This is a genomic window from Nocardia sp. CDC519, assembly GCF_059509835.1.
The window spans coordinates 2,990,677-3,017,279 of sequence record NZ_CM183377.1; the positions used below are offsets into that span (position 1 = coordinate 2,990,677).

Sequence of the window (26,603 nt, forward strand, 5' to 3'; positions counted from 1 at the left end):
GGGATGGGGGAACCTTGGGGAGCTCCAAAAAGGGGAGCCCGCGGCCGCGGGACCCGGGCACCGCGGCGGTGGCGACGGGACACGCCACCGCCGCGGCGACCGAAGCGGGTTGCTACAGGCAGAAGCTCAGCTCCAGCGGCCCGAGGTGAATCGGCGCGCACACCTCCACCGATCCCGCGACGGGGGCGGCGGTCTCGGCGGAGGCGGGGGCGGCGCCGATCGCTGCCGCGGTGAGAACCAGGCCGGCGACGGCGAGCGGACGAATAATTCTGGAGTTCATAAACATTCCTCGGTTGTGCTCTGCGATGGAGTCCCGGGTTCGGGACCGGCCTCATCAGAACACAAGGCGCGCACGATATGTCGCTCGCAGCGCAGTTCTTGATTCTTCAGCCGATATCCGCGCGCGTGTCGTAGAAATCCACAATTCCGGCCCGGCGGCTCGCAGGCATAATTCGCCGGAGAAAACCGGCCGGGGCGGCGCGAACGTTTGTCCGGGGTATTTCCCGGGTACGGCGGTCATACAGTGGAAGGAAGCCTGCCGCGTCCAGGGCGGCGAGCGTGAGGAGGTCCGCCATGAGCGCGAAACGAGGCCGCGCGCTGCTGCCGTCGGAGGTCAGCGACGACCGATCCATCTTCGATCGCTTCGCCAGCCGCGCCGCGGCGACGGTGTCCAAGGCCTGGTTCTTCGCCTTCTGCGTGCTGATCGTGCTGGTGTGGGCGCCGAGCATCCTGGTGCTGCGCAATATCGACACCTGGCAGCTGGTGATCAACACCGCGACGACGATCATCACGTTCCTGCTGGTCGCCCTGCTACAGAACACCCAGACGCGCTCGGACGAGGCGGTGCAGCACAAGCTCAATGCGATCGCCGACGCGCTCGGCGACCTGATGGACGAACTCGGCCCGGAATACCCCGGCCTGCGCAGGCATCGCGAAGACCTCACCGACGCCGTCGGATTGGAGCGTCACGAGTCCAGCTGACCCGGCGTGCGTTCAGGCCGGGTAGGGCTCGGCGCGTAGCAGTCGCGCCAGATGGGCGGCGTTGCGGGCCAGCGTCGCGTTCGTGCCGGCGACGGCCTTGGGGACGGAATCGAGATCCAGGTAGTCGACGCCGCTCATCGCCTCACCGTTCCAGTAGGTGCCGCCCTGACCGGGAATGCTGAACCCGATGTCGTCGAGCGCCTGGAACAGATCGGCGATGATCTTGTGCGCACCGTCCTCGTTGCCGACCACCGCCGCCGTGGCGACCTTGCCGAACATGGCCGGGCGACCGCGGTCGTCGGTGTTGGACAGTTCGGCGTCGAGCCGCTCGAGCATCCGCTGCGCCACCGAGGACATGTGGCCGAGCCAGGTCGGGGTGGAGACCAGCAGGATATCGGCGGCCAGGATCTTCTCCCGGATCTGCGGCCACTGATCGCCCTCGCCCTCGTCGGCGGTGATCCCTGGCAGCACGTCGTAATCGACCACCCGCACGATCTCACCGCGCACCTCGTGCTGGGCGAACTCGGCCAGCACCTGCCGGGCCAGTCGATCGCTGCTGGACTCGGCAGGCGACTTCTTCAACGTGCACACCAGCGCGACCGCGCTCAGCTCGTCCATGACTGCTCCTCCTGATCCGGCCACCGTCGCAGGTGACGTTTTGCCAGGGCGGTACCCGCTGCGTCGAGGCTCACACAGCCGCCCGGCCGGTGCCGGGTTTGCCGGCCGGGAACCGGGTAGACCGATCGTGACCGGTCGATCTCAACCCCAACAGGAGGCAGTAACGATGTCGGTCCCCATCAAGAGCACCCTCGACGCCGAAGCGCAGCGCATCACCGGTGACGCACTGCGGGCGAGCGTGGTCGATCTCATCGATCTGTCGCTGATCGCCAAACAAGCGCACTGGAATGTGGTCGGCCCGAATTTCCGTCCCTTGCACCTGGCCCTGGACGAACTGGTGACCGCGGCGCGCGGATTCACCGATGCGGTGGCCGAGCGGGCCACCGCGATCGGCGTCAGCCCCGACGGACGGGCGCAGACGGTGGCCAAGGAGGCCGCCGGACTCGGCTTCCCGGACGGCTGGCAACAGGACACCGACGTCATCACCGCGATCGTGGACAACCTCGCCACCGTCATCGGACGATTCCGGGAACGCATCGACGCCACCGAGAAGCCCGACCCGGTGACCCAGGATCTGTTCATCGAGATCGCCGCACGGCTCGAGCAATTGCACTGGATGTGGCAGGCCCAGCTGGCCACCGCCTGACCGGGAGCGCAGCACCGAGACGAGGAGGAGACACGATGGCCGAGCAGGTCGGTGACGTTCTGTTGCGCCGCCTCGGGGAATGGGGTGTGCGCCAGGTCTTCGGTTACCCCGGCGACGGAATCAACGGTCTGCTCGCCGCATGGGCGGGCAGCCACGACTATCCGCAGTTCGTACAGGCCCGGCACGAGGAGATGGCCGCCTTCGAAGCGGTCGGATTCGCCAAATTCTCCGGGTCGGTCGGGGTGTGCGCGGCGACCGGAGGCCCGGGCGCGATCCACCTGCTCAACGGCCTCTACGACGCCAAACTCGACCATGTGCCGGTGGTGGCGATCGTCGGCCAGACCGAGCGCAGCGCGCTGGGCGGTTCACATCAGCAGGAGGTCGATCTGCCCACGGCGTTCAAGGACGTGTGCAGCGCCTACTCGCAGCTGTGTGTGGTGCCGCAGCAATTGCCCAACGTGCTCGACCGCGCCTTCCGCGTCGCGCTCGCCGAGCGGGCGCCGACGGCGGTGATCGTTCCCGCCGATGTGTTCTCGCTCGACTACACCGCGCCGGCGCACGAGATGAAGAACGTCCCGTCGAGTCTCGGTCTGAGCCAGGGCACCATCACACCCGATCCGGAGGCACTGCGCCGCGCGGCCGAGATCCTCGACGCGGGGGAGCGGGTCGCGATCCTGGTCGGCCAGGGTGCGCGCGGCTGCGTCGAGGAACTGACCCGGCTGGCCGATCTGCTCGGCGCGGGCGTGGCCAAGGCGCTGCTGGGTAAAGATGTGCTGCCCGATACCGAACCCTGGGTGACCGGATCGCTCGGCCTGCTCGGCACCACGGCCAGTCACTACCTGATGTCGGAGGCCGACACCCTGCTGACCATCGGGTCGAACTTCCCCTACAGCGAATACCTGCCAGAGTACGGGCAGGTGCGCGGCATCCAGATCGACCGGTCCGGCGCCTGGATCGGCATGCGTTACCCCTATGAGGTCAGCATTGTCGCGGATGCGAAAGCCGCACTGCGCGAATTGATTCCGATGGTGAAACGCAAGCGTGACCGCAGCTGGCGCAAGCGCGTCGAGCACGAAGTTGCGCAGTGGTGGCGGGCCGCCGACGAGGTGGCGATGCTGGACGCCGATCCGATCAATCCGATGCGCATCTTTTCCGAGCTGTCACCGCAACTGCCCAAGAATGCCGTGGTCACAGCGGATTCGGGGACCTCGGCCGACTGGTACGCGCGTCACCTGCGTTTCCACGGCGATATGCGTGGGTCGCTGTCGGGCACGCTGGCCAGCATGGGGTGCGCGGTGCCGTACGCCATCGGCGCCAAATGGGCGTACCCGGAGCGACCCGCCATCGCGCTCGTCGGCGACGGGGCCATGCAGATGAACGGCCTGGCCGAACTCATCACCATCGCCCGCTACTGGCGGCAATGGCAGGACCCGCGCCTGATCATCGCGGTCCTGCACAACAACGACCTCAACCAGGTGACCTGGGAGCTGCGCGGAATGCACGGCGCGCCGAAATTCCCGGATTCGCAGACCCTGCCCGATGTCGACTACGCCGGGTTCTCGCGCAGTCTCGGGCTCGGCGCCGAATCCATCGACGATCCGGCGGCGCTGGCCGGCGCGTGGACGCGGGCGTTGTCGAGCGCGCGCCCGGTGGTGCTGGATATCGCGTGTGATCCGAATGTGGCGCCGATACCACCCAACACCACCTTCGAGCAGTTCTCCTCGCTGGCCAAGGCACTGCTGCACGGCGATGAAGACGCGGGCCCGGTGCTGGCGCAGTCGGTCAAGCAGAAGACGCGCCGCTTCTTCGCCAGGCACCGCAGCGGTTAGCGGGCGCGATCAGCGCACGCGCGCCTACTTCTTGCCGACCGCGATATCGGCGAGCCGGGCCAGCGCCTCCTTGTTGCGTGGTATGAGCAACGCCCCTTCGATCGGTCCGGGCACCCAGCGGCTCGGACCGCGAACGGCCTTCTCCGCCATCCGGATCTCGGTGCGGCCCGGGCCGATCTCGACCAGGTCGAGCCTGATCCAGGCCGCGCCGACCGGCCACAGTCCCGCGTCCAACTCCAGGCTGTGCGGTGGGTCGACGGCCCGCACCGTGGTGGTGTCGTCGATGGTGAACGGCCATGGGCCGACCCGGTGATGGATCCGTGCACCCACTTGCGGCCAGTTGCTGTCGACCTCGCGGATGTGGGAGGCGCCGACCACCCAGCTCGCAAACGACCAGCCGTCGGCGAGCACCGCGAAGATCTGCTGCGGTGACGCGGCTACCTCGGTCCGGACCTCGACCATGATGTCCTGCCTTCCTCGGGTGCGGATGGTTCAGGGGCGGAAGACGGCGCGCACGCACTCCTGTTTGCTGTTCTTGAACAGGTCGTAGCCGCGCACCGCCTCGTTCAGTGGCAGATCGTGGGTGATGAGGTAGGACGGATCCAGATCGCCCTGCTCGATGTAGTCGAACATGCGCGGCATATAGGCTTGCCCGCGCTGCTGGGCGGAACGAATGGTGAGGCCCTTGTTGGTGATCACGCCCATCGGGAACTTGTCGGTGAGACCGTAGACGCCGAGCACCGACACCACGCCGGCCTTGCGGCAGGCCACGATCGCCTGGCGCAGCGAGGTCGCGCGATCCGTCTCGAGCCGCAGCAATTGCTTGGCCTTGTCGTAGAGCTGCTGCAACCCGGTTCCGTGCCCTTCCATGCCGACGGCGTCGATACAGGCGTCGGGTCCTCGGCCGCCGGTGGTTTCGCGCAGCGCCTCGGCCACACTGTCCACGGTCGTGTAATCGATCGTCTCCGCGCCGGCGCGGCTGCGGGCCAGCTCCAGCCGGTTCGGGAACCGGTCGATGACGATCACCCGTTCGGCGCCGAGCAGGCGCGCGGTGTGCGCGGCCATCAGACCGACGCCGCCGCTGCCCCAGACCGCGACCGTGTCGCCGGGGGAGATATCGCAGAAGTCGGCGCCCATCAAGCCCGTCGGCACCGCGTCGGAACAGAACAGTGCCTGCTCATCGGTGACGCCATCGGGGATGGTGAAGCAGTTGACATCGCCGAACGGCACCCGGATGTACTCCGCGTGCGAACCCTGGTAGCCGCCGAAAGGATGGGTGTAGCCATAGATTCCGCCGGAGGGGTAGCCGAGCAACGGTTGTTGTAGCGCGGCGTTCGGGTTGGTGGTGTCGCATGCCGAGTACAGGCCGTTGCCGCAGTACCAGCACGCCCCACAGCCGATGAACGACGGTACGACCACCCGGTCACCGGCCTTCGCCGACGTCACCTCTGGCCCGGTCTCGACGACCTCGCCCATGAATTCGTGCCCGATGACGTCGCCTGCGCGCATCCCCGGCAGATAGCCGTCGATGAAGTGCAGATCCGAGCCGCAGGTGGTACTCAACCGCACCCGCACGATCACATCGTGTGGATTGACCAGGACCGGATCGGGCACGGTCTCGACGGCGAGATCGTTGACGCCGTTCCAGCACAGTGCACGCATCATGCCTCCTGCTCGGTGCGTCGGCCGCTGGGATTGTGTTCGAGGGTGGGCATTTCGCCGGTCTGCAGCAGCGCACGGGCGCGATAGAGCGCGGTGAACGCCGCCGCGCCGGTGAGCAGGCCCGGTGCCGGGCTCGTCGTCCGGACGGTGACCTCGGTGCCGAGGTCGTGTGGTGCGTCGGCGAAACGCAATCGGATCTTTTCGTCGTGTTCGCCGGTGAAGCGCAGTTCGTCAGCATCGTCGACGACGTCCGTCTCCCACCGCAGAGCGTCATCGCCGAGCTGTTCGAAGGTCCACTCCAGGCGGTCCGGCCCCGCCTCCCGCACCTGGGCGATCCCCTGCAGGACGGCCGACAGGTTGTCCGGATCGCGCCAGAACCGCCGCACCTCATCGCGCGGTCGCGCCATGGTCATCGTCTGGGTGCTCACCCCGCCACCGGAGGCCCCCACGACTTTCCCGACCAGGTCGACCACCTGGTGCTTGGCCTTGTCGATGTAGTCCACGAGCACTCCCTCCGAACGGCGACCGGCGGCCGGAGCAGCCGCATTCCTTCACCGCATACCCCGTGCTCGGCAAACAATGTCGGGGCCGGCCAGGTGTGAAATCGGGGAGGCGGGCTATGCCGGAGAGGGGAGGGACCTATGAGATTGCGGCGGAGCAGGCCTTACGGACCGGGCATCAGGCGGATCGCCCGTGGGCGCGGATTTTCCTATGTGGCCGACTCGGGTGAGCCGGTCGCCGACGCCGACACCCTGGAGCGCATTCGCGGGCTGGTGATCCCGCCGGCGTGGCGCAAAGTGTGGATCTGCCCGCACCCGAACGGTCATATCCAAGCTGTCGGCGTGGACGTGGCGGGCCGCAGGCAGTACCTCTACCACGAGCGCTGGCGCCGTGAACGCGACGAGGAGAAGTTCGATCGGGTCCTCGACCTGGCCCGCCGGCTACCCGAGCTGCGCGCGCAGTTGGAAGCGGATCTGGGTGTGCGTGGCCTGCCACGTCGCCGCGTCGAAGCGCTGGCGATCAGCCTGGTGGATCGCGGCGTATTCCGGGTCGGCGGTGAGGAATACGCCGAGGAGAACGGGACACGCGGCGTGGCCACCCTGCTGCGCGATCAGGTGCGCGTCGCCGGGGACGAGATGGTGTTCGACTACATCGCCAAGGGCGGGATCCGGCGGCGGGTACGGGTGCGCGGGCCCGCCCTGGCGAGGGCCGTTCGCGCGCTGCGACGCCGGCGGACCGGCACGCGGCGGCTGTTGGTGTACCGCGACGACGCGGGATGTCACGAACTGCACGCGGAGGAGATCAACGCTCGCTTCAAAGAGCTGACCAGCCCCGAATGCAGTGTGAAGGACCTGCGGACTTGGCAGGGCACCGTGCTGGCCGCGGCTGGATTCGGATCGGCGCGGCGCCCGGAGTCCCAGCGCGGCAGGCGACGGGTCGAGCGGGAGATCTTCCAACAGGTCGCCGACGCACTGGGCAATACACCCGCCGTGGCGCGCGACTCCTACATCGACCCACGTGTGGTCGAGGCCTTCGAGAACGGTGCGACGATCCACGCCGCGCTGCGACGGGCGAACCGGGCCGATGCGGATGAAGAACAGACCGCGATCATCGAGCGGGCCGTCATCCGGTTGTTGCGTAAGGCCGCAGGCTGAATCGCGCCGTGGCCGCAACGCCAGTTGCCCAGCGCCGCCGGCGAATTCGGCCGACCGCCGGCGGTCACGGGTCAGGACCGGGGTGCCTGCGGAGGTGAGTCCGACAGCTCGGGGCGAATTACGCGCGCCGGCTCAGGGTTCTTCTCCGCGCCCGCGGCGGCTGCCGATATAGGCGCGTTCCCTGAACTTGGTGACGAGCCCGGGCACCAGCGTGACCTCGGCCGGATGGTTGAGCATCGGGTCGAAGAAGTCGGTGCGGTAGTCCTCGGGTTCGGCCTGGTGCAGGGTCAGTTCCCCGGCGGTGCGGCGCGGGGTCCCGATGCCCTGGACGGTGATCTCGAAACCGAGGGTGTGCTCACGCAGATGCTCTGCCATGGCATCCAGCGAAGCGGTCGCGGGCTGGTTCGCGTCCGGTTCGGCATGCACCCAGGTCAGGCTGGATGCACCGAACCGGTACGGCAGCAGGGAGCCGTAGCGGGCGCTGACCCAGCCGCGGGCCGGAGTGATCGCCAGCCGGCCGAGCCCGCCGCGGCCGGTGGTGCCCAGCACGAAATCCCACGGATGGTCGTCGCGATCGAGCACCCGGAAGGCCAGCCCGAGCACGTCCGGTAGCCCCGCGGGGGTGCCGATTCCCTTCGACATCCGCGCGATCACTGCCCGCTCGCCGGGTCCGAAGAGCGAGACGTATTCGTCCTCGGCATGCAATCGCCCGGACAGCCGCACGCCACGGGGGTGGAACACCCGCCCGTGCCGTACCCGGGCGCCTGCCTCGAAAGCCTTTGTCACGGTGGCGGAAACCAGATCGGCCATCACATATCCTTCGCTGCTGTCATCGGTCTAGTCGGTTGTGGCCGCATCGGATGGTTCGGACAACTCCGCACCTGCTCCGTGCCGCACGGCGCGGCCGGCGTGGGCTTCGGCGCGAATTCGTTCGACCATGTGCGGGTAGTGCACTTCGAACGCGGGTCGTTCGGTGCGGATGCGCGGCAGTTCGTAGAAGTTGTGCCGAGGCGGCGGGCAGGTCGTCGCCCATTCCAGCGAATTGCCCGCACCCCATGGATCGTCGACGGTGACCACTTCGCCGTACCGGTAGCTGCTGAACACATTCCACACGAACGTCACCATCGAGGCTCCCAGCACGAAGGACCCGATGGTGGAGACCGTGTTGAGCGCGGTGAACCCATCGCCGGGCAGATAGTCGGCGTAGCGGCGCGGCATGCCCTCGTTGCCCAGCCAGTGCTGCACCAGAAAGGTGAGGTGGAAGCCGAGGAACGTGGTCCAGAAATGCAGCCTGCCCAGCCGTTCGTCCATGAACCGGCCGGTCATCTTCGGGAACCAGAAATAGATCCCGGCGAACGTCGCGAAGACGATGGTGCCGAACAGCACGTAGTGGAAATGCGCTACCACGAAATACGAATCGGTGACGTGGAAGTCCAGCGGCGGGCTGGCCAGGATGACACCCGACAGACCGCCGAGCAAGAAGGTGACGATGAAACCGATCGAGAACAGCATCGGGGTCTCGAAGGTCAGCTGCCCGCGCCACATGGTGCCGATCCAGTTGAAGAACTTCACCCCCGTCGGCACCGCGATCAGGAAGGTCATCAGCGAGAAGAACGGCAGCATCACCGCGCCGGTGGCATACATGTGGTGTGCCCATACCGCCATCGACAGCGCCGCGATGGCGATGGTGGCGAAGACCAGGGCGGTGTAGCCGAAGATCGGTTTGCGGCTGAACACCGGGATGACCTCGCTGATGATGCCGAAGAACGGCAGCGCGACGATATAGACCTCGGGATGGCCGAAGAACCAGAACAGGTGCTGCCAGAGAATGGTGCCGCCGGTGGCCGGGTCGTAGATGTGGCCGCCGAGATGCCGGTCATAGGCCAGCGCCATCAGCGCCGCGGTGAGGATCGGGAACGCCAGCAGCACCAGGATGCTGGTGACCAGGATGTTCCAGGTGAAGATCGGCATACGGAACATCGTCATCCCCGGCGCGCGCAGACAGACCACGGTGGTGATCATGTTGACCGCGCCGAGAATGGTGCCGAGACCCGACACCGCCAACCCCATGATCCACAGGTCCCCGCCGACGCCCGGCGAATGCAGTTCATTACTCAACGGTGTGTAACCGGTCCAGCCGAAATCCGCCGCGCCGCCCGGCGTGAGGAATCCGGCCGTCGCCATCGTCGCGCCGAACAGATACAGCCAATAGCTGAGCGCGTTCAACCGCGGAAAAGCCACATCGGGTGCGCCGATCTGCAACGGCAGGATCGCATTGGCGAACCCGAAAACCACTGGGGTGGCATAGAACAGCAGCATGATCGTGCCGTGCATGGTGAACAGCTGGTTGTACTGCTCGGGCGAGAGGAATTGCAATCCCGGCCGCGCCAGCTCCCCGCGCATCAGCAAGGCCAGCAGGCCGCCGATGAGGAAGAACGCGGTCGCCGACGCCAGGTACAGGATGCCGAGCACCTTCGGATCGGTGGTGGTGATGATTCTGTAGAGCGCCGACCCCTTCGGCCCGCTGCGGGCCGGATACGGTCGCGTCGCGGTGAGCTCACCCACCGCGCCCGAGGATGTCGCCGTCATCCCACCTCCCACATCGATGCCGAGAATGCGCCCATGTCCTCGCCCTACCCGCATCGCGGCGGCTGAACCACAGGAGCGGCCACCGAATATCGCGGCGCACTGATCGGCACCGCTTGTTTTATCGGCTCCGCGCGTGGAATGGCGAGATCGAGTGCCGCATCGACAGGAGGACGCGCATGAGTGGGACCGACTACCCCGACGGGCCCGGCCTCGCGGCCGATGTGACGCGCGGGGATGCGACCGTGGTCGTGCTCGGCGACGCCATGCTCGATGTGTGGAAGTGGGGCAGGTGCGAGCGGTTGTGCCGCGAGGCCCCGGTGCCGGTGGTCGATATCGAACGCAGCTCGTCCATGGCCGGTGGCGCCGGCAATACCGCCGCCAATCTCGCGGCACTGGGCGCCGACACCCGCTTGCTCGCCCTGACCGGCGACGATCCGCCGGCCGCCGCGCTCGCCGAGGTGCTGGCCCGCCGCGGCGTCGACACCGGCCGGATCTATCGCGCGCCCGATCGGACGACACCGGTGAAGACGCGCATCGTGGCCGATGAGCAGATCCTGGTGCGCTTCGACGAGACGAGCACCGGTATCGCCAGGCCCGATGAGATCGCCGAGTTGCTCGCTCGCCTCGACGATGCCCTGATCGGGGCCGACGCACTGATCGTCTGCGACTACGGCGGCCCACTCGGCGACAGCTTGCGCGCGGGCCTGCTCGAGCGCCGTGAACGCCTGCCGCTGCTGATCGCCGACACCCACCATCCCGGACGCTGGCGTGCGCTGCACGCCGATCTCCTCACCCCGAACGCCGGCGAGGCGGCCGAGGTTCTCGGCCTCGCGGCCACCGCAGGGGCCGATCCCGACCAGCGCGCCGAGCTGTTCGACCGCCACCGTGACGCGTTGTTCGAGGCGACGGGCACCCGCACTGTTGTGGTGACCTTGGACCGCGACGGCAGTGTGCTGCTCGACGGCGACCGCCCGGCGCACCGCACCTGGGCGCATCCGGTGCGCGAAAGCCAATCCGCGGGCGGCGGGGACACCTTCGTCGCCGCGTTGACGCTCGCGGTGCTGGCCGGGATGCCGCTCACCGGTGCGGTGGAGGTGGCGCAGGCCGCCGCCGACGTCGTCGTGCACCGGCCGGGCACCTCGGTGTGCACGCGGGAGCAGTTGCGGGCGCGCATCGACCGCAGTGGTGGTGCGGTGCTGGAGCCGAGGCACTTGATCGAGGCCGTGCGCGGGCATCGAGCCGCCGGGGAGCGCATCGTGTTCACCAACGGCTGCTTCGATGTGGTGCATGCCGGGCACATCGCCTACCTGAACGAGGCCAAGCGGCTCGGTGATGTGCTGGTGGTCGCGGTCAATTCCGACGAGAGCGTGCGCAGGCTGAAGGGCCCCGACCGTCCGGTCAATCCCGACCATGATCGGTGCGCGGTGCTGGCCGCCCTGAGCTGCGTCGATCATGTGACCGTCTTCGACGAGGACACCCCGGAGCGGCTGTTGCGGGCGACCGAACCCGATCTGTACGTCAAGGGTGGCGACTACCGGCCGGAGATGCTGCCCGAGGCGCCCGTCGTCGCCGAGTACGGCGGCGAGGTGCGCGTGCTCGGCTATCTGGCCGATCATTCGACCTCGGCGATGATCGAACGCATCCGGGACCGATCGGCGACGGGAGGTGGGTGATGAGCCCAGACCTCGAGGTCCGCTACGGGTGATCGCTCGCTGCGGGCCTGTTGCCCGGCGGTGCGATCCATCCGGAAAACCACCGACCACGGTCACCGATCGGGCGGGCGCAGGCCTACGAGGTGGTGCCTCCGTCGTTGTGGCCGCAGCGCGCTATCCGGGCAGCCGGCCGGGACTCTCGGCAGCGAGCAGGTCGAGCAGCTCGGCGTCCACATCCTCGACCGACACCGACGTGACCAGCGATTCGTCATGCGGGCAGCGCGCGCGGAACTCGTCGGTGATGTCGCGCCCGCATACTGGGCAATCGTCGCGCCAGGAGATCAGCACGCGGTCCTCGGTGCGGCTGAGCGGGCCCGCGTTGACGACATTGCCGATCCAGAACACGCCCACCGTCGGCGTGCCGAGGGCGCGGGCCAGATGACGCGGGCCGCTGTCGTTGCCGACCAGCACACGGCTGCGGGCCAGCACACCACACAGGGTGGTCATATCGGCCCCGTCGAGTAAGTGAATGGTGGCGCCACCGCGGATCCCGGACGCATTCGCGTGCGCCGTGTCCGCGATGGCGGCGAGCAGGGGACGTTCCTCGCTCGTGCCGATCAACACGACGTCCCAGCCGCGGCCCAGACAGCGGGCGCAGATCTCGGCGAACCTGGACGCGGGCCATCGCCGCCGCGGGTCCCGCGCACCGGGATGTATCGCCACCGTCGAGCCGGTCGTGCCGGTCGAGACGCGGTCCGCGGCGGCCAGATCGGCTGCGGTGAGGGGCAGTTCGGCTTCCAGCAGCACCGGCGGAGCGCCCGCCGCCCCGACCACTTCGAGCGCCCGCAGGGTCTCGTTGTGGTAGTAGCGGAACGGGACGGTGCGGTCCAGCGCGGGTGCGTCGGCGGCTCGTGAGCCGACCGACCACCGTGGATTGAGCTGCTGGATAACGGTATTGGACCAACCGCCGCCGCCGTGCAGCTGCACGCCCAGATCCACCGGTGTGCGCAGCGCACGACGCAGGCAGTCACGCAGGCCGTCGTCCCCGGGGCCGGCCACGCCGACAGCCGATTCCGGCAGGACGACGACCTCGCCGATCGGGGTCGGCCGCCCGTTCAACAGCTGCGCGTGCAGGGCGGAACCGAGCAGCACGATGTCGGCCTCCGGATAGGCGGCGGCCAGGGCATGCACGGCGGGTATGGCGAACAACAGATCGCCGAGGCCGCCGCCGCGCAGCACCGCGATCCGCCGCACTCCGGGCCAGCGCGGCCGCAACGGGCCGACGGCGAGCCGGTGCACCGCTGTGTCCGACAGCGCCGGTTCGGCCATGCCCACCCTCCTGTCGACGAAACCGATTGCCCCGCATCAGCGTGTCGCATACCCGGAGGACCGCACCCGAAACCGGTGCGCTGCCGCGGCGGCCGAGGGCACCGGTCCGCGGATTGCCGCGCGGAATACCGGGTACGCGCCGCTTAGGGCCCAACGGAGGTTGCTACGGGCGCCGGTAACGCAGCGAGCAGGAAAGGGGACCGCCCCGTGAAGATCGCCATGGTTTCCGAACACGCCAGCCCCCTCGCCGCGCTCGGCGGTGTCGATGCCGGTGGGCAGAACGTGCACGTCGGCGCGCTGGCATCGGCCTTCGCTCGCGACGGGCACGAGGTCAGCGTCTTCACCCGGCGAGACGATCCACGCATCGACACCGAGGTCGTCACCGGCGACGGCTATCGCGTGATCCACGTGCCCGCCGGTCCGCGCACACCCATTCCCAAGGACGCGATATTGCCGCACCTGGGAGACTTCGCCGACTTCCTGCACGAATCCTGGAGCAGCGACAGCCCCGATGTGGTGCACGCCCACTTCTGGATGTCGGGCCTGGCCACCGAACTCGCCGCGCGGCGCCTGCACCTTCCGGTTGTCCTGACCTTTCACGCCCTCGGCACGGTCAAACGCCGTTACCAGGGCCGCGCCGACACCAGTCCACGCTCGCGGATCAAATTCGAGCGCCTCATCGCGGTGAGCGCCGACCACATCGTGGCGACCTGCTCGGACGAGGTGCGTGAACTGGCGCGCATGGGTGTGCCGGACGCGCGCACCTCGGTCGTGCCGTGCGGGGTCGATCTCTCGATGTTCGATCGCCACGGCCCCATCGCGCCGAAGGGGCGCCGCAGGCGGCTGCTGTCGATCGGGCGGATGGTGCCGCGCAAAGGATTCGACACCGCCATCAAGGCCCTGCCGGAGCTGCCGGACACCGAGCTGCTGATCGCCGGCGGCGGTGCCGACGACACCGCGCGGGCCGAGGCCGCCCGCCTGCGCCGGATCGCCACCGAGCACGGGGTGGCCGACCGGGTCCAGCTGCTCGGTCAACTCGCCCATGCCGAGATGCCCGCCCTGCTGCGTTCGGCCGATGTGGTGGTGTGCACGCCCTGGTACGAACCGTTCGGCATCGTCCCGCTGGAGGCGATGGCCTGCGCGAAGCCGGTCGTCGCCAGTGCCGTCGGCGGTTTGCTCGACACCGTCGACGACGGCGTCACTGGTGCGCTGGTGCCGCCCTCGGAACCGAAACCGCTGGCCCGTGCGCTGCGGTCACTGCTCGCCGACAGCGCCCAGCGTCGTCGCTGGGGCGCGGCGGGCCATCGGAAGGTGTGCGGGCGCTACTCCTGGGACCAGATCGCCGCCGACACCCTCACCGCCTACGAGAAGGCGACGAGCGCGCAGGCAGCCGCGCTCGGAGCAGCCAGCTGACAGAGCCATCCGACCGACGTCTGAAGGGATACAGCGTGAACGCATCTGCGAACACCCCGCTCGGCAACGTCCTGATCACCGGCGGCGCATCCGGTCTCGGAGCCGCCGTCGTCGACGCGGTACAGGCCGAGGGCGGCACCGCTCTGGTCATCGACCGCGACAAACCGGAGGCCGAGGTGGCCTGGGAGTACGCGGACCTGGCGTACTCCGACGACACGCGGCGCGCGGTGGAGCAACTCATCGTCACGGTCGATGGACGGCTGGACGCGGTGTTCACCGCGGCCGGCATCGACGCCTGCGGCGCACTCGACGAGGTGGCCACCGAGGACTGGGAGCGGGTGATCCGGGTGAACCTGCTGGGCACGGCGGCCGTCATCCGTGCCGCGCTACCCGCCTTGCGGGCGAGCCACGGCACCGTGGTGACCTGCGCGTCTACCCTCGGAGTGAGGGCACTGCCCGATGCCACGGCCTACTGCGCGTCGAAATTCGGGGTGGTCGGGTTCACCAGGGCGCTGGCCGCCGAGACCGCCGGCGACGTCGGCGTGACCCTGCTGATCCCGGGCGGTATGGACACCGCGTTCTTCGACGACCGTCCCGCCCAGTACGCGCCGCCGCCGGATGCGCGGCTCAACAAGCCGGCAGATGTCGCGGCCACCGCGATCTTCGCGATGACCCGGCCACCGGGCTGCGAGATCCGGGAAATGGTGGTCTGCCCGTCGACGGAAAGCTCGTGGCCAGAATGAACAGCGCATCCAGATCGCTGAACGTCCTGGTGTGGCATGTGCACGGCTCCTGGATGACCTCGTTCGTGCACGGCGGCCAGCAGTACCTGATCCCCACCGACACCGAACGCGGGGCGTGGGCGCTGGGCCGCTGCGGACGCGACTGGCCGGAGTCGGCCCGCGAGGTCGCGCCCGCCGACCTGCTCGACGAACAGATCGACGTGGTGGTGTTGCAGCGCCCGGAGGAACTGGATCTGGTGCGGCAGTGGTTGCACGCCGAGCCTGGTGCCGATCTGCCCGCGGTCTACGTCGAGCACAACACTCCGCGCGGACATGCCTGCCGCACCCGGCATCCGCTGGCCGACCGCGACGACATCGCCCTGGTCCACGTCACCGACTTCAACCGGCTGATGTGGGACAACGGGCGGGCGCCGGCCACGGTGATCCCGCACGGCGTCATCGACCCCGGCCACCTCTACACCGGCGAACTGGACCGCGCGGCCACCATCATCAACGAACCGGTGCGGCGCGGCCGGGTGACCGGCACCGACCTGCTCGCGCCGCTGTCGCAGGCCGCACCTTTCGACGTCTACGGCATCGACACCCTCGACCTGCACCGGGCCCTCGGCCTGCCGGCGGAACGGGTGCGCGGCGCGGGCGACCACGATCAGCGACGGCTGCACCGCGAACTCGCGCGTCGTCGCGTATTCGTGCACACTCCGCGCTGGACCTCGCTCGGCCTGTCGGTGATCGAGGCGATGTATCTGGGCATGCCGATCGTCGCGCTCGGCACCACCGAGGCGTCGGCGTCGATCCCGGCCGAGGCGGGCGTGGTCTCCAACGATCTCGACGTGCTCGACGAAGCGATCCGCATGTTCGTGCGCGAACGCTGCTTCGCCGAATTGGCGGGCAAGGCCGCCAGGCAGTGGGCGCAGGCCAATTTCGCGATCGACCGGTTCACCGGACACTGGGACCGGTTCCTGCGCGAGGTGGTGGGGTGAGCGGCCATGTGCTCGTCGCCCGGCTCGACAGCGCCGGCGACGTGCTGGTGACCGGGCCCGCGGTGCGGGCGGTGGCGGCGCGAGCCGACGAACTCACCTTCCTGGCCGGCCCGCGGGGGCGCGCGGCGGCCGAACTGTTGCCCGGCGTCGACAATGTGGTCGAATTCGCCGCCGGTTGGGTCGATTTCGATCAGCCGCCGGTCACCGCCGCCGTCATCGATGACCTGGTCGCCACCCTCGCCGCCCGCCGGATCGATGAGGCGCTGATCTTCACCTCCTTCCACCAGTCCCCGCTGCCGCTGGCCCTGGTGTTGCGGCTGGCCGCCGTGCCGCGGATCTGCGCGATCAGCACCGACTACCCGGGTTCTCTGCTGGATGTACGGCATGCGGTGGACGACGATGTGCCGGAACCTGTCCGGGCGTTGTCGCTGGCCGAGGCCGCCGGGTATCCCTCGTCGGATTCCGCGCTCGCCGTGCGAACCGATCTGCCGGATGTGCGGGCGCTGGCCGGGGAGCCGGGATACGTGGTGGTGCATCCGGGCGCGGCGGTAGCGGCGCGCCGGATGTCGGCGGGGCGAAACCGCGCGATGGTGGCCGCCCTGGTCCGCGCCGGCTATCGGGTGCTGGTCACCGGTGGACCGGACGAAACCGAGCTCACCGCAGCGGTATCCGGCGATGACGCACTCGACCTCGGTGGCGCGACCGACCTGCCCATGCTCGCCGCGGTTCTGCGGGCGGCCCGGGTGGTGGTCGCACCCAATACCGCGGCCGCCCACCTCGCCGCGGCCGTCGGCACGCCGGTGGTGTCGTTGTTCGCGCCCGTCGTGCCGGCGCGGCGCTGGGCTCCGCACCACGTGCCGTGCATCGTGCTCGGTGACCAGTCGGCGCCCTGCGCGGGCTCACGCGCGCGGGACTGTCCCGTGCCCGGGCACCCGTGCCTGGAGCACATCAGCGATGACGCGGTGGTCGCGGCGGTGGACACGCTCGTCGTCGCATCCTCGTCCCGGTTGCCGACCGTCCGGCCGGCACAACAGCGCGGGCGGATCGACGCGTTGCGCTGACCGAGCGACGAGCCCGCGACGCTGTTTCAAGAGCAGGAGGCAGGGCATGCCCCTAGCAACGGTGTCGAGGGCCGGCACCCGGATCGGATCAGGAGGGCAGATGGACGGCGTCTCGGAACCCTCCCGTACCGCCGATTCGGATCCGCGTCCGGCGGCGGTGCTCTTCGATCGCGACGACACTCTGATCCGCGATACCGGATACCTCGCCGACCCGGATCTGGTCCGGCCGATGCCGGATGCGCGCAGGCAGCTGCGCCGGTTGCGCCGCGCGGGTCTGCGCATCGGCATCGTGTCCAATCAGTCCGGCGTGGCGTCCGGCCGGATCAGCCCGGCCCAACTCGCCGCGGTGAACGCGCGCGTGGAGGACCTGCTCGGCCCGTTCGACACCTGGCAGATCTGCCTGCACGGTCCCGCCGACGGCTGCCGGTGCCGCAAACCCGAGCCAGGGTTGATCCTCGGCGCCGCGGCGGAACTCGGCGTGGACCCGTCCCGATGCGTCGTGATCGGCGATATCGGATCCGACATCGAAGCCGCGTTGGCGGCGGGTGCCAGGGCCGTGCTGGTTCCGACACCCCGCACCCGCGCGACCGAAACCGACCGCGCCCGGCGACTGGCGGCGGTGGCTCCCGACCTCACTCGGGCGATCACCCTCGCGCTCGGTGCACCGGGGACCGGGAAGGAGCAGACGTGAGTAGCGCCGAGCGCCCTGCTGACGGCCGGCCGGAAAACCTCGATCCGCGCAGTCGCGTGCGGACCGCCGAGCTGGAAGACCATTTCGACGCGCTCGGACGCGCGCTGCACCAGAACCTGCGCCCGGCGGCCGAACACGTCCTGGCCTGGGGTGTGCGGCTGGCCGGCATCTATGCCTCCGGTGGACGCTTGTTCGCCTGCGGCAATGGCGGCAGCGCCGCCGAGGCACAGCATCTGACCGCCGAACTGACCGGCCGCTTCCGCGCCGAACGCCGGCCGCTGTCGGCGATCTCGCTGCATGCGGAGACCTCGAGCCTGACCGCGATCTGCAACGACTACGGCCCCGACGAGATGTTCGCCAGGCAGCTGTTCGCCCACGGCCGCCCCGGCGATGTGCTGCTCACCCTGTCGACCAGCGGTTCCAGCGCCAATGTGGTGGCAGCGGCCAAGGCGGGCAAGGAGATCGGCATGGCGACCTGGGCGATGACGGGGCCCTCGCCCAATCCGCTGGCCGCCCTCTGCGACGATGCCATCCCGGTCGACGCCGATTCCGTGTCGGTCGTGCAGGAGATGCACCTGGTGCTGGTGCATTCGCTGTGCGCCGCACTGGAATCAGCGATGGGGGTCGACAGTTGAGCAGCACCGCACCGTTGGTGATCGTCGGCGACGTGCTGCTCGATATCGATATCGAAGGCCGCGCCGATCGCCGCAGCCCTGACGCGCCCGTGCCCGTCGTCGACGTCACCAGCCGCTCCTATCGCCCCGGCGGCGCGGGGCTGGCGGCGACGCTGGCCGCCCGCTACGCCGACGAGGTGGTGCTGGTGGCCGGATTCGCCGATGACGAGCCCGGGCACCGGCTGCATTCGCTGCTGGCCCGCCGGGTGCGGGTGGCGGCGTTGCCGTTCTACGGCAGCACGGTGTGCAAGCAACGCGTGCGGGCCACCGGTCCCTGGGCGGGTGGCGCGAGTGAATCCGTGCTCGCCCCGATCACCCGGCTGGACTTCGGGCACGGCCGCACCGTGGCGGGTCCGGTGAGCGAGGACGCCCGGTGGGCGTTGGCGAACGCGGGCGCGGTGCTGGTGGCCGACTACGGGCGCGGGGTGACCGCACATCCGCAGATCCGGGCGCTGCTCGAGCAGCGCCCGCGACGGACACCACTGGTGTGGGATCCCCATCCGAAAGGGCCGAACCCCGTGCGCGGGGCGGACCTGGTGACGCCCAACCGCCCCGAGGCCGAGCACTTCCTGCCGGACTCGGCCGATGTCGGTGCTCGCGCCCGTGCGCTCGCGCGGCGCTGGTCGGCGCGGGCGGTCACCGTCACGCTCGGCGCCGACGGGGCGGTGCTGTCCTGCGCCGGACGATCCGATGTCGTGCGCATCCCGGTTCCGGCGACAGGACCGATATCGGTGCGCGACACCTGTGGTGCCGGCGACCGCTTCGCGGTGGCCGCCACGATCGCCATGGGTGACGGCGCCGACGCCGAGGACGCCGTCCGCGCGGCCGTCGCTGCCGCCTCGGCCTTCGTCGCCGAGGGCGCGGCTGCCGCCTTCGGCGAGAACGCGCCCCAGATCCCCGCACCCGAACTCGCCGCGAGCGACCCGAGCTGGTGAGCGTCGTCCTGGTTCTGCGCGCACTCGGTCTCGGCGATCTGCTGACCGCGGTACCCGCCCTGCGCGCCCTGCGCCACGCCCGCCCCGGCGATCGGCTGGTGCTGGCCGCTCCGCGGTGGCTGCGCCCGATCGTCGAACTGACCGGCACGGTCGACGCGCTGCATCCGGTATCCGGCCTCGGCGCACTGCGCTGGGCCGGGCCGCCTCCGGCCACCGCGGTGAACCTGCACGGGCGTGGACCCGCCAGCATCGCCGACCTCGCGGCCATCGCGCCCGAGCGCCTGATCACCTTCGGGCACCGCGATTTTCCACAGTTCCCCGGTCCGGACTGGCCGGAGGACACCCACGAGGTCACCCGCTGGTGCGGCCTGCTCGACTGGGCCGGGATTCCCGCGGACCCGACCCGGCTGTCGGTCGCGGCGCCACCTGCCACCGCAGCCGATCCGGCGCGAGTCCTCATCCACCCGGGCGGCAGCTCGGCCGCGCGCCGCTGGCCCGCCGAACGATTCGCCCGCGTCGCCGCGCACCTGCACGGCCGCGGATACCGGGTGCTCATCACCGGCGATGCGCGCGAGCGCACCCTGGCCGCACAGGTGGCCGCCGAAGCCGGTGCGGGCACGGTGGTGGCGGGCCGACTGGCCCTGGACGAGACCGCCGCCCTGGTCGCCGGTGCGCGCCTGGTCGTCTGCGCCGATACCGGCCTCGCGCATCTGGCCACTGCGTTCGGCACGCCGTCGGTCGTCATCTTCGGGCCGAACCCGCCGCGCTGGTGGGGACCACCGCCACGGGCCCGGCACCGGGCGCTGTGGGCGGGCCGGATCGGCGATCCGCATGCGAGCACACCCGATCCCGGACTGCTCATGATCGGCACGGACGACGTCATCGAGGCCGTCGACGACCAACTCGCGCTCGCCTGGTCACCGCGCGCCCGCACCGACGCGATGAGCACGGTGAGCGACCGTGCCTTCTGACGGCGCCGAGCGTGCCGCGGTGACCGTCGGCATGGTCGCCGACCCGGACCTGCCTGCCCGCCTGGCCCACCAACTCGGCGAGCGCCTACCGGACCTGCTCGCCCGGCACGATCGCGGCATCGACTGGAAGGTCGAGGTCTTCTACGACCCGTTCGAGGCGATGCACCCCGACGACGAACACCTCATCGACAAGGCCGCCCAGCACGTCGGCCATACCGACTGGGATCTGGCGCTGTGCCTGACCGATCTGCCGTTGCGCACCGACGACGGCATCGTGCTGGCGAGCCTGGACCGAGCGCACCATGTCGCGCTGATCTCCCTGCCCGCGCTCGGCGGCTGGCGCTTGCGTTACCGGTTGCAAGAGCTGGCCGTGCGGTTGATCGACGGGTTACGACCGGCCGGGGTCCGGCGCGAACTGCGGATGCCGCGCCCGTTCCACCGCGCCCGCGTCGAGGCCCCCGACCCCTCGACGGCGCGCATCGTCTCGCCTCGGCGCATCGGATTACCGCGGCTGCTGGCAGGCATGGTGCGAGCCAATCGGCCGTGGCAGCTGTTCCTCGGGCTGTCGTCGGCGCTGGCGGGATCGCTGGCAGGCACCGCGTTCGGTGTGTTGTATTCCAGCATCTGGCAATTGGCCACCGCGCTCGGGCCGTTCCGGCTGGCGGGTGTGGTGGTCACCGCGATCGCCGCGCTCACCGTCTGGACCATCGCCGGGCACGGCCTCTGGGAGCGCGCCGATGCCGCGGGCATGGCACACGGGCCCGATCTCGCACTGCGCAATGCCGGCACCGTGGCCACCGTCGCGGTCGGCACGGTCGTGTTCTTCGCGACGCTGTTCCTGCTCACCTGCGCCGCGGTCGGGCTGATCATCCCGCCGGCCTACCTGGGCAGCGTGCTCGGTCGCGCGGTCGATGTCGGCGATTACCTGACCATCGCGGCCATGGCGAGCGCGCTCGGCACGGTGGCGGGCGCGGTCGGTTCCGGCCTGGAAGACGACATCACCGTCCGGCGCGCCACCTACGGATACCGCGAGCGGGAACGACGCGACCGCGTCGCCCGCGACCGGGACAGCTGAATCGGCCCGGCGGCGTGGTGTGGGCGCCGGGCACGCGGGTATGCCGGTAGGGCCGGCCGACACGAGGAGGACCGATGCGGGTAGTCGTGATGGGGGCGACGGGGAACGTGGGCACCGCGGTGATCGACGCGTTGTCGGGCACACCGGAGGTGACCTCCATCGTCGGTGCGGCGCGGCGGCGCCCGGCCGAGGACCGGGTCGGGGTGGAGTGGGTCGCCGCCGACGTACGCCACGACGACCTCACCGCGCTGTTCCGCGATGCCGATGTCGTGGTGCACCTGGCTTGGCTGTTCCAGCCGACCCACCGGCCCCTTGACACCTGGCGGGCCAACGTCGGCGGCACCTCACGAGTGCTGGAGGCGGTGGCGGCCGCGCGGGTGCCTGCCCTGATCTACGCCTCCTCGGTCGGCGCGTATTCGCCGTGCACAGACGACCGCCCGGTGTCGGAGTCCTGGCCCACCGAAGGCTGGCCCGGCGCGTCCTACATGATCGAAAAGGCATATGTGGAACGGCTGCTCGACACCTTCGAGCGTCAGCAGCCCGACTGCCGAGTGGTGCGGATGCGCCCGGCCTTCACCTTCCAGTACGCCTCCGCCAGCGAGCAGCGCAGGCTGTTCCTCGGGCCGCTGATGCCCAATCCGCTGCTGCGGCCCGGGCTGCTGCCGGTGCTGCCGTATCCGCGCGAGCTGCGCTTCCAGGCCGTGCACAGCGTCGATGTGGGGCTGGCCTATGCGCTGGCCGTGGTCTCCGAGGCGCACGGCCCGTTCAATATCGCGGCCGAACCGGTGCTCGCCCGCGCCGAACTCGCCCGCATCCTGCGCACCCGCACGGTCGAAGTGCCGCCCCGGCTGGTGCGCACCGCGCTCGCGGCGGCCTGGCATCTGCGGCTGGCGCCGGCCACCCCGGGATTGTTCGACGCGATGATGCACCTGCCCGTCATGGACACCACCCGCGCCCGCGTCGAGCTGGGCTGGACGCCGCGGATCAGCTCCTCGGACGCCCTCACCCAGTTCCTGGACGGATTCCGCGCCGGCGCCGGGGGCCGGACGCCGCCGCTGGCGCCGGATGCGGGCGGGGCCTGGCGCTACCGCGAGTTCACCTCCGGTGTCGGTGGACACGACCCGGTCGACCGCGCGCTCGCCCAGCACGGACGATGACGACCGCACGGCTGTGTCGCCCGGGCGTTGGCGGGTAGCCGATCAGCATGGCAACTATCGCTCCCTTACCGAAGGAACGCATCGGCGCACCGCTGCGCGCCGTGGTCACCGGCTCCGATTCCGGCATCGGACGTGCCATCGCCGTCGCCCTCGCCGGTGGCGGGGTGGATGTGGGCATCACCTATCACGCGGACGAGCAGGGCGCCGCGCGCACCGCCGAGCTGGTCACCGAGCGCGGCGCGCGGCCCGCCGTCCGCCACCTCGATCTCGACGATCTGCCGACCAGTACCGCCGTCATCGACGAATTCGCCGCCGAACTGGGCGGGCTGGACGTGTTGGTGAACTGCGCCGGAACGGGCTCGGCCACACTGGCCATGGAGATGGACTTCGACACCTGGCGGCACGTGCTGTCGGTGGATCTGGACGGTGCGTTCCTGTGCTCCCAGCGCGCCGCCGCGCACATGATCGAGGCCGGTCGCGGCGGACGGATCATCAACATCACCAGCGTGCACGAGCACGCGCCGAAGGTCGGTGCCGCGCCGTACTGCGCCGCCAAGGCCGGACTGGGCGCGCTCACCAAGGTGCTCGCGCTGGAACTCGCCGAATACGACATCACCGTCAACTCGGTGGCGCCGGGGGAGATCTCGACTCCGATGACCGGCCAGGAAGACGCCGATCCACGTGAGCAACCGCGCCCCGGACTGCCACTGGGCCGCCCCGGCCACGCCGACGAAGTCGCCTCCGTGGTGGCCTTCCTCGCCACCCCCGCCGCCGGATACGTCACCGGCGCGTCCTACGTCGTCGACGGCGGCATGCTGCTGATGGGCCCGCAGTCCAGCCAGCTCGTCCCCGACGAGAAGTGGCGTCGCCCCTAGCCGGGTTGACCTTGACCCTGCGTCAGGGTTGCAGCCTTGGCGCATGACGCACAACAGCACCCACGCCGCTCGGCTCGTCCCGCCGATCGGCGCATTCCAGGACATCGATGGACGGCGACTGTTCATCCACCGAGCGGGCAGTGGGGGACCGGCGGTGGTGTTCCTGCCCGGCGCGAGCGCGGTGGGGCTGGACTACTTCGGTGTCCAGCAGGAGATTTCGCGATTCACCACGGCCGTGATCTACGACCGTGGCGGAACCGGCTACAGCGATCGGCTCCCGCTGCCGCGCACGGCTGCCGCCGTTGCCGTCGAGCTGCGCGATCTGCTGCGCGCGCAGCACATCGCCGGCCCCTACGTCCTCGCCGCGCATTCACTCGGCGGGTTCTACGCGCACCGATTCGCTCAGCTCTATCCGCGCGAGGTGGCCGGACTGGTCTGGCTGGATGCCCTGCACCACGACTGGGACGCGTACATGCCGGCATCAGCGAGCCTGGCCGCCGCCGAACACGCGGGCCCCGGCCTCGCTGAACTCGAGCAGATGCGCCCGATGCTGCGCGACATCCACTCCGAACTGCTCGCGGCCTACCCCGAACCCCTGCGGCAACCGCTGGTGCGGGCCAAGCTGACCACCGAGTGGCTTCGGGCCGGCCTCGCCGAACGCAGCGGATCGGCCGAACTCGCCGCCGAGCTGCGCGGCGGGCCCGGGCTGCCGGATGTCCCCACGATCGCGCTCAGCGTCGTCGGCACCGATCCGGCCGAGCGGGACCGGATCCCGGCCTCGACGGTGCAGCAGCTGCACGATGGCAGACGACGCATGGATGCCGCGCGGGCGGCTGCGGCCTCGCAGGGCGAACAGCGCATTGTGGACGACACCGTGCACCACCGGCTGTGTTTCGACCGCCCCGACGCCGTCGTCCGGGCGGTCGCCGATGTCATCGACCGGGCCACCCGCCCCTAGACTCGGCGCGATCACCCGCGACGACGATTCGGAGGAGGACGGTGCTCACGATCGGACAGCTCGCCGCGACCGCCGGCGTGACCGTGCGCACCGTCCGCCACTACCACCACGTCGGACTGCTGCCCGAACCCGAACGCGACGCCTCCGGCTACCGCCGCTACAGCCCGCAGACAGCGGTCGATCTCATCCGGATCAGGACCCTCGCCGAGGCCGGCGTGCCGCTGGCCCGGATCGACGCGTTGCTACACGCCCGGCCGGCCGAATTCGCCGCCGCCGTCGCCGATATCGACGCCGACCTGCAGCGCAGAATCGACCAGCTGGCCGGCTACCGCCGCAGCATCGCCGCACTCGACAGCGGTGAGCGGCTCGTCCTCCCGGCCGAGGTGGTCGACATCCTGGACCGCATGCGCCGCCTCGGCGTCAGCGAGCGACGTGTCCGCGCCGAACGTGACGCGTGGATTCTGATGCAGGCGCTGGAGCCGGGCGCCATGGCGCAGCGGATCCGGGAGAAGAACAGCGCCTTCGACGATCCGGAGACCGTCCGGCTGTATCTGGCCTGTGATCGCGCGGCGGACTGGGATCCGCGCGATCCGCGGCTGGACAGGCTCATCGACGAGCTCGACGCGTGGAAGACCCGGCACGATGCAGACGGCGGCGGCTCCGGACATGTGGCGCTGGTCTTTTCCCGGATCTCGGAGGAAACCCCGGCGTGGCAGCGCATCGTCGAGGTGCTCACCTACCGCGCCGAGCGGCGCCGCACCGCCCGGTCGGGCAGTGGAGGCGGTGCGGCTCTCAGTTCGCCTACCAGTACCGATGCCGCTGCCCGTCGGTGTCGGCGATCCAGATGATCGCGTCCGCGCCCGTCAGGTCCGCCGGGGTGAACGGGATGTGGCCGGGCATCATCGGCTCGCCTGACCGGATCGTCGCGGGCAGGGCGGCGCGCAGCGGGCCGGCCGGGAACAGGGCGCGCCCGCTGGTGGCCTCCGCCAGCACACCGGCCAGGGTGCCCGGCTCGCTGTGCGGGTTCGCGTCGGCGGCCACGAAGGCATAGCGCTCACCGAGGGCGAGGGCGACGAGCGCGCCGGCGTTGGCCCACCGCACCTGGTTCTCGCCGACCGCCATGCTGGGCGGCGCGTACTGCAGGTGCACATTGTGGGCGAAGACCAGGGTGGCACCGCGGTGTTGTTCGCGTGCCCTGATGTCGAGCAGGTTGTCGGCCATCAGCTCCGCGCGCACCGCGAGCATGTGCGCGATGCGGTCGGGGCCGGTCTCGGCCATGGCGGCATGGAAGCGCAGCTGGCCGAGGGCGGTGCGGGCGGAGGCGACGGCGTCGGCGTAGCCGTCCGGGTCCGCCGGGTGCAGGGCAGGCGCGGCGCGGCGCAGGGCACCGGCCAGATCGTCGGCCAGGATACGCAGGGCGCGAGCGCGTTCGGAGTCTCCGATGGAGGCGGCCGGGTCGTACATGGCGGCCTGGTTCGTCCACTCGGCATCGTCGCCGAGTAGCGTTTCCAGCTCATCCGCCGACCGCGGGCGCAGGGGCTCGGGCAGGTACGCGACGGTCGCGCGCAGGGCAGGTCCGGGGCTCGCGATCTCGACCTGGTCGCCCGGAAAGTCGAAGCCGTAGAAGCGGACCCGATCGTGCGGCGGGCGGCCCGCGTTGTGCATGCGGAGCCATTCGACGAGTTCCCGATTGCCCGGTACGGCGCCGAAGTGATGGCTGAACCCGGTGGCGAGCACGGTGTCGAGATCGGTGCCCGCGCCGTGGACGTAGTCGTCGACCAGCGTGGCGGCGGTCATGTCGATCTCGAGCGCGATCGACCGGAAACCCCGGTCCACCAGTTGGGCGAGGAGTTTATTGCGCAGCACCGGGAAGGCCGCGATCCCGTGCGTCGGCTCGCCGAGCCCGAGCAGGGCCGTCGGCTCGGCACGCGCGGCGAGCAGTTCGTCGATGGCCCGGCCCAGGCTCGCCGAATCGCCGAGTTCGCGCCCGAGCGCGCGCAGCGAGGTGTCAGTGGACATGGATACCCCTTTCAGAAGAACCTGCCCTCGACGCTATCGTTGAAGAATCGGGTGAGACTTTCTCGAACCCCACCAGGCATTTACTGCTGA

General features: G+C 70.1%; 27 protein-coding genes. 18 read left to right on the plus strand and 9 right to left on the minus strand.

Features of this window, described 5'->3' with window-relative positions; genetic code table 11:
* Positions 1 to 112 precede the first annotated feature (112 nt).
* Positions 113 to 280 (minus strand): hypothetical protein, encoded by a 168-nt coding sequence (locus AC5W7N_RS13460; protein ID WP_169332979.1) that lies wholly within the window; start codon positions 278 to 280, stop codon positions 113 to 115.
* 293 nt (positions 281 to 573) lie between these two features.
* On the opposite strand from AC5W7N_RS13460, the gene AC5W7N_RS13465 reads away from it, so the two are divergent.
* Entirely contained in the window at positions 574 to 981 is a 408-nt protein-coding gene (locus AC5W7N_RS13465; RefSeq protein WP_163810951.1) for a low affinity iron permease family protein, read from the plus strand.
* A 12-nt stretch (positions 982 to 993) separates the two neighbouring features.
* Here the strand turns inward: AC5W7N_RS13465 and AC5W7N_RS13470 are convergent, their stop codons facing one another.
* Positions 994 to 1,599: a flavodoxin family protein gene (locus tag AC5W7N_RS13470; RefSeq protein ID WP_163810953.1), complete on the minus strand. Its 606-nt coding sequence runs from the start codon at positions 1,597 to 1,599 to the stop codon at positions 994 to 996.
* A 166-nt stretch (positions 1,600 to 1,765) separates the two neighbouring features.
* Here AC5W7N_RS13470 and AC5W7N_RS13475 point away from each other — a divergent pair, with 166 nt between their 5' ends.
* The gene (locus AC5W7N_RS13475) at positions 1,766 to 2,245 is read left to right on the plus strand and encodes a Dps family protein (protein WP_163810955.1); all 480 of its coding nucleotides are present in this window, start codon (positions 1,766 to 1,768) and stop codon (positions 2,243 to 2,245) included.
* Positions 2,246 to 2,280: 35 nt separating this feature from the next.
* Positions 2,281 to 4,074, plus strand: coding sequence for a thiamine pyrophosphate-requiring protein (locus AC5W7N_RS13480; protein WP_495923888.1), 1,794 nt, complete (start codon positions 2,281 to 2,283; stop codon positions 4,072 to 4,074).
* 24 nt (positions 4,075 to 4,098) lie between these two features.
* Here the strand turns inward: AC5W7N_RS13480 and AC5W7N_RS13485 are convergent, their stop codons facing one another.
* Genes AC5W7N_RS13485 through AC5W7N_RS13495 form a run of 3 tightly spaced genes read right to left on the minus strand, consistent with a single transcriptional unit; the run spans position 4,099 to position 6,239 of the window.
* Positions 4,099 to 4,536, minus strand: coding sequence for an SRPBCC family protein (locus AC5W7N_RS13485; RefSeq protein WP_194990599.1), 438 nt, complete (start codon positions 4,534 to 4,536; stop codon positions 4,099 to 4,101).
* A gap of 30 nt (positions 4,537 to 4,566) precedes the next feature.
* A complete protein-coding gene (locus tag AC5W7N_RS13490) occupies positions 4,567 to 5,736 on the minus strand; it encodes a zinc-dependent alcohol dehydrogenase (protein WP_194990606.1) in 1,170 nt (389 codons plus the stop codon).
* A complete protein-coding gene (locus AC5W7N_RS13495; RefSeq protein ID WP_490724071.1) occupies positions 5,736 to 6,239 on the minus strand; it encodes a hypothetical protein in 504 nt (167 codons plus the stop codon). The genes AC5W7N_RS13490 and AC5W7N_RS13495 overlap by 1 nt, the downstream gene beginning before the upstream one ends.
* 138 nt (positions 6,240 to 6,377) lie before the next feature.
* Between AC5W7N_RS13495 and AC5W7N_RS13500 the strand changes: the two genes are divergently transcribed.
* On the plus strand, positions 6,378 to 7,391 hold the full coding sequence (locus AC5W7N_RS13500; protein ID WP_163810963.1) for a DNA topoisomerase IB: 1,014 nt from the start codon (positions 6,378 to 6,380) through the stop codon (positions 7,389 to 7,391).
* A gap of 132 nt (positions 7,392 to 7,523) precedes the next feature.
* On the opposite strand, the gene AC5W7N_RS13505 is transcribed toward AC5W7N_RS13500, so the two are convergent.
* Positions 7,524 to 8,201, minus strand: coding sequence for a phosphodiesterase (locus AC5W7N_RS13505; protein ID WP_495923890.1), 678 nt, complete (start codon positions 8,199 to 8,201; stop codon positions 7,524 to 7,526).
* Between the two features lie 27 nt (positions 8,202 to 8,228).
* Positions 8,229 to 9,980: an aa3-type cytochrome oxidase subunit I gene (gene ctaD / locus AC5W7N_RS13510; RefSeq protein WP_163810965.1), complete on the minus strand. Its 1,752-nt coding sequence runs from the start codon at positions 9,978 to 9,980 to the stop codon at positions 8,229 to 8,231.
* A gap of 176 nt (positions 9,981 to 10,156) precedes the next feature.
* Here ctaD and rfaE2 point away from each other — a divergent pair, with 176 nt between their 5' ends.
* Entirely contained in the window at positions 10,157 to 11,653 is a 1,497-nt protein-coding gene (gene rfaE2, locus AC5W7N_RS13515) for a D-glycero-beta-D-manno-heptose 1-phosphate adenylyltransferase (RefSeq protein WP_490724068.1), read from the plus strand.
* A 153-nt stretch (positions 11,654 to 11,806) separates the two neighbouring features.
* Here the strand turns inward: rfaE2 and AC5W7N_RS13520 are convergent, their stop codons facing one another.
* Complete coding sequence (locus AC5W7N_RS13520) at positions 11,807 to 12,961, minus strand: glycosyltransferase family 9 protein (protein WP_490724067.1); 1,155 nt, start codon at positions 12,959 to 12,961, stop codon at positions 11,807 to 11,809.
* Between the two features lie 207 nt (positions 12,962 to 13,168).
* Between AC5W7N_RS13520 and AC5W7N_RS13525 the strand changes: the two genes are divergently transcribed.
* From AC5W7N_RS13525 to AC5W7N_RS13585, 13 genes are all read left to right on the plus strand, one after another.
* Positions 13,169 to 14,374: a glycosyltransferase gene (locus tag AC5W7N_RS13525; RefSeq protein ID WP_495923892.1), complete on the plus strand. Its 1,206-nt coding sequence runs from the start codon at positions 13,169 to 13,171 to the stop codon at positions 14,372 to 14,374.
* A 35-nt stretch (positions 14,375 to 14,409) separates the two neighbouring features.
* Positions 14,410 to 15,117 carry an SDR family oxidoreductase gene (locus tag AC5W7N_RS13530; RefSeq protein WP_495923894.1) on the plus strand — a complete coding sequence of 236 codons (708 nt, stop codon included), beginning with the start codon at positions 14,410 to 14,412 and terminating at the stop codon, positions 15,115 to 15,117.
* Positions 15,114 to 16,097: a glycosyltransferase gene (locus tag AC5W7N_RS13535; RefSeq protein ID WP_195020768.1), complete on the plus strand. Its 984-nt coding sequence runs from the start codon at positions 15,114 to 15,116 to the stop codon at positions 16,095 to 16,097. The genes AC5W7N_RS13530 and AC5W7N_RS13535 overlap by 4 nt, the downstream gene beginning before the upstream one ends.
* Positions 16,094 to 17,158, plus strand: a complete 1,065-nt coding sequence (locus AC5W7N_RS13540) for a glycosyltransferase family 9 protein (RefSeq protein ID WP_495923896.1) — start codon at positions 16,094 to 16,096, stop codon at positions 17,156 to 17,158. The genes AC5W7N_RS13535 and AC5W7N_RS13540 overlap by 4 nt, the downstream gene beginning before the upstream one ends.
* A 100-nt stretch (positions 17,159 to 17,258) precedes the next feature.
* Positions 17,259 to 17,849, plus strand: a complete 591-nt coding sequence (locus AC5W7N_RS13545) for an HAD family hydrolase (RefSeq protein ID WP_163810977.1) — start codon at positions 17,259 to 17,261, stop codon at positions 17,847 to 17,849.
* Positions 17,850 to 17,920: 71 nt separating this feature from the next.
* Positions 17,921 to 18,484: a D-sedoheptulose-7-phosphate isomerase gene (locus AC5W7N_RS13550; protein ID WP_163811143.1), complete on the plus strand. Its 564-nt coding sequence runs from the start codon at positions 17,921 to 17,923 to the stop codon at positions 18,482 to 18,484.
* Positions 18,481 to 19,458: a PfkB family carbohydrate kinase gene (locus AC5W7N_RS13555; protein ID WP_495923898.1), complete on the plus strand. Its 978-nt coding sequence runs from the start codon at positions 18,481 to 18,483 to the stop codon at positions 19,456 to 19,458. Before AC5W7N_RS13550 ends, AC5W7N_RS13555 begins: the two co-directional genes overlap by 4 nt.
* A complete protein-coding gene (locus tag AC5W7N_RS13560; protein WP_495923900.1) occupies positions 19,455 to 20,429 on the plus strand; it encodes a glycosyltransferase family 9 protein in 975 nt (324 codons plus the stop codon). Before AC5W7N_RS13555 ends, AC5W7N_RS13560 begins: the two co-directional genes overlap by 4 nt.
* A complete protein-coding gene (locus AC5W7N_RS13565) occupies positions 20,419 to 21,504 on the plus strand; it encodes a hypothetical protein (RefSeq protein ID WP_495923901.1) in 1,086 nt (361 codons plus the stop codon). The genes AC5W7N_RS13560 and AC5W7N_RS13565 overlap by 11 nt, the downstream gene beginning before the upstream one ends.
* A 74-nt stretch (positions 21,505 to 21,578) precedes the next feature.
* Positions 21,579 to 22,661 (plus strand): NAD-dependent epimerase/dehydratase family protein, encoded by a 1,083-nt coding sequence (locus tag AC5W7N_RS13570; RefSeq protein ID WP_495923903.1) that lies wholly within the window; start codon positions 21,579 to 21,581, stop codon positions 22,659 to 22,661.
* Between the two features lie 47 nt (positions 22,662 to 22,708).
* Positions 22,709 to 23,536 (plus strand): SDR family oxidoreductase, encoded by an 828-nt coding sequence (locus AC5W7N_RS13575; RefSeq protein ID WP_495923904.1) that lies wholly within the window; start codon positions 22,709 to 22,711, stop codon positions 23,534 to 23,536.
* Positions 23,537 to 23,579: 43 nt separating this feature from the next.
* Complete coding sequence (locus AC5W7N_RS13580; protein WP_495923906.1) at positions 23,580 to 24,494, plus strand: alpha/beta fold hydrolase; 915 nt, start codon at positions 23,580 to 23,582, stop codon at positions 24,492 to 24,494.
* A gap of 41 nt (positions 24,495 to 24,535) precedes the next feature.
* Entirely contained in the window at positions 24,536 to 25,342 is an 807-nt protein-coding gene (locus tag AC5W7N_RS13585; RefSeq protein WP_495923908.1) for a MerR family transcriptional regulator, read from the plus strand.
* On the opposite strand, the gene AC5W7N_RS13590 is transcribed toward AC5W7N_RS13585, so the two are convergent.
* Positions 25,296 to 26,513: an erythromycin esterase family protein gene (locus tag AC5W7N_RS13590; RefSeq protein WP_163810992.1), complete on the minus strand. Its 1,218-nt coding sequence runs from the start codon at positions 26,511 to 26,513 to the stop codon at positions 25,296 to 25,298. The genes AC5W7N_RS13585 and AC5W7N_RS13590 overlap by 47 nt on opposite strands.
* Positions 26,514 to 26,603 lie beyond the last annotated feature (90 nt).